At 47.3% G+C, this 2855-nt stretch carries 4 protein-coding genes; 3 read left to right on the top strand and 1 reads right to left on the bottom strand.

The features are described 5' to 3' along the window. Positions 1 to 51: 51 nt before the first annotated feature. Entirely contained in the window at positions 52 to 285 is a 234-nt protein-coding gene (locus JGK36_RS33645) for a hypothetical protein (RefSeq protein WP_293196180.1), read from the bottom strand. 123 nt (positions 286 to 408) lie between these two features. Here JGK36_RS33645 and JGK36_RS33640 point away from each other — a divergent pair, with 123 nt between their 5' ends. From JGK36_RS33640 to JGK36_RS33630, 3 genes are all read left to right on the top strand, one after another. After that, positions 409 to 963, top strand: a complete 555-nt coding sequence (locus JGK36_RS33640; protein ID WP_293187128.1) for a hypothetical protein — start codon at positions 409 to 411, stop codon at positions 961 to 963. 136 nt (positions 964 to 1099) lie between these two features. Further along, complete coding sequence (locus JGK36_RS33635) at positions 1100 to 1987, top strand: hypothetical protein (RefSeq protein WP_293187127.1); 888 nt, start codon at positions 1100 to 1102, stop codon at positions 1985 to 1987. 173 nt (positions 1988 to 2160) lie between these two features. Continuing rightward, complete coding sequence (locus tag JGK36_RS33630; RefSeq protein WP_293187126.1) at positions 2161 to 2733, top strand: DUF2996 domain-containing protein; 573 nt, start codon at positions 2161 to 2163, stop codon at positions 2731 to 2733. Positions 2734 to 2855: the final 122 nt, after the last annotated feature.

Raw genomic sequence — 2855 nt, 5'->3', positions numbered from 1 at the left:
TAGCATCCCACTTACAGAAGTCACAACCACTTATGTCAGATTTTTTGGTTCCTACTCTTCTAGGATAACTGGGGTTATATTTAATTGCAAGCCCCTAAGTTGGAAGGCCGAAGCAACACGATTGACGGACAATTCCTCTGAAACCTCTAGATAAATCTCGGGAAAATCAGCGAAAATTGTTTTGAGATTGCTGGCCATCAAAAAACTTAGTTTTTTTACCTCATCCCCAGAATTGATCTGTGGAGCAATCTTTCTTTCTTCTTCCTTCAAAACTCGCAATTGCAAAAAATCCTCTGCCTGCGGGCAGAGGATTTTTTCGCAAAGGACACAAATCACTCGCTCGGGGAAGACAAATTGGTAAATCGTGAGCCACAATTGTTATGGAAACCTACTAATGAGGAGAGAGCGATGCAATTTCCCCCCGCACGCCGAATCTTAGCTCCATTTCTGATCTCGGTACTGCTGCTCGTGACTTCCTGCGGTCAGAATCAGCCCCCCTCCCGCTGGGACAAAGCCCAGCAGGAAAGCACCCAAAAATCGACTAAAGCCAAGCAGACAAATGCTGACAAATCCACTGCTAGTAATCAAAACCTGCCCAAGAAGGCAGTTGCAGGCGGTAAGTTAAATAAATACTTCCCGTCTGCTGGCGGCGGATTCGATCGCGTTTTCGCTCAAGAAAAATCCGGTTTTGCTGAAGCTAAACTGAACAAAGGCGGTAAAAATGTCGCGGTGCTTTCGATTAACGACATCGCCGGCAACCCCAGCGCCGGAGCCAAATTCCAGCAAAGCACCAAGCAAATTAGCGGCTATCCCGCTGTCAGTCAGGGCGCTAACATCACTGCTGTTTTAGTGGCAAATCGCTATCAAGTCAAAGTTCAATCCCGCGATCCCTCTTTTACCGCTAGCGAGCGCGAAGCTTGGCTGTCAAAATTTAACCTGAGCGGCCTTGCTAGTGTGAAATAGCAGTGTCTCAGATCGAACTTCTCGCCCGACTCTAGCTCTGGCGCTATCAAAACTATGTCTGCCAAAATCAGACTGTGAAGTTCTTGCCATCTACCAAAAGTAATACCTTTGATTTCTGTTCAACAAGGAGTTTTTTGTGAGCAAAACAGTCTTTGAATTAGTCGATCAACTGCCTAAAGACAACATGACTGTCAAAGCCCTGCGAGCGCTTGACTTTGTTGTTCCAGGCGAGTGGAACAATTTAGTTGGCTTTGAAAATACCATTCGTACGGTAACAGGCGAAACTGACGAAGATATGATCCAGCAAATTGGCGATCGGGCCATCACCCTCTACAACGATAAATCGGAAGGCTACCAACGCGCTCTCTGGCTTTACCAAACGATCGACAGTGCCTCTAGCGCCCTCGGTACAGCAGCCCTAGCTAACAAAGTCGCCCAAAATGTGCCGTTTTTGTCCGTGCTGGGAAATCTCACCCCCAAGCCTGAAAAAGCTCAGACGATCGACCTTTCTCTAAAATTAGTCACTGAATTGCTCGCTTTTTGCCAAATTAACGGCATTCCTGGCGACAGCATCGGCGATTTTGCCGGGGCTTTGGGCGACTACGGCGGTGAATCCCTGATGCGGATGGCTGCTTTGGTTTGTTTTGATGGTTTGATTCCCCTGGGCCCAGACTTTATCATGGCTACTCAGTCTTGGATTCAAAAGCTCTCCCCTAGCGATTTGCAAGACAATCCGGCGTTTAAGTCGATCGGCGGTATGATTCCTGGTGGTAATCCCGCAGGCCAACTCGGATTTATCGGCGAAAGCTTTAACTCGGTTTCCGGCTGGATGGGCTCGTTTGTGAGCGATCGAGGTTTGACTCCCCAAAACGTTATGGGGCACTTACAGAGTTTTGTGGAAATTTCTGCCGACAAGGTGGACTACGTGGGCGCTTTCCTGGACATGACTACCAACTACTACGAACACACGGGCGTTCAAACTCTCGCCCACCGTTTGATTGAACGAGCTGTCGCTGAGATTTAGAATAAGCATAGTCCTCAGTCATTAGTCAGTAGTCATCGGTTAGTAGTTATTGGTTATTAGTTATTGGTTATTAGAAACAACAACTAAAACTAACAACAAATAACAACCAACAAACAACTACTGACTCCTGACTCCTGACTCCTCTACTCATCACTTTTTAAAAGGAAGCACCAATGGCAGAAGAACCGAAAAATCCAGCAGCAGGCGAAGCCGAAACAGAGGCCCTTTCTGCTGAAAACGCTCCGAGTTCCGACACTCCGGAAACCAGCGACATCCCCAGCGCTGACAAGCCTGCGCCCGCTGCTAAAAAAGCGGCCGCCAAGCCAGACGGTGACAAGCCCCCAGCTAAAGCTAAAAAGGAAAAAGCACCTGCTGTTGAAGACAAGCCCTTTGCGGAATTTATTCAACAAGATTATTTGCCCGCCTTGCAAACTGCTTTGACCAAGCAGGGCGTTAAGGATTTAGATGTGAGTTTGACCAAGCAAAAACTCCCCGTTGCTGGCATGAGTTCCGCCGGAGATTGCTGGCAAGTAATTGGTAAATTTCAAGAAGGTCAGCGCCAATTTAACTTGTATTTTCCTCAAGAAGATATTCAAAGTCAAAGAGCATTTTCCTGCGCTGAAAATAACACCAAAACCAGCACTTTAGAGCCTTTTTTGATAGACGAGCGCAAGATTACCCTAGACCTCATGGTCTTTGGTGTCGTCCAGCGGCTTAATGCTCAAAAATGGCTGAATCTTAATTAGTTATCGTGCAGTGCGAGCGTCCCGCTCGCGAGTCTTAAGATAGCTCGCGAGTCTTAAGATAGCTCGCGAGTCTTAAGATAGCTCGCGAGTCTTAAGATAGCTCGCGAGTCTTAAGATAGCTC

The organism is Microcoleus sp. PH2017_35_SFW_U_B (assembly GCF_020737865.1).
Lineage (GTDB): Bacteria > Cyanobacteriota > Cyanobacteriia > Cyanobacteriales > Microcoleaceae > Microcoleus.
The sequence above is the reverse complement of the archived record's forward strand: the minus strand, read 5'-3'. Positions and strand labels throughout refer to the sequence as shown.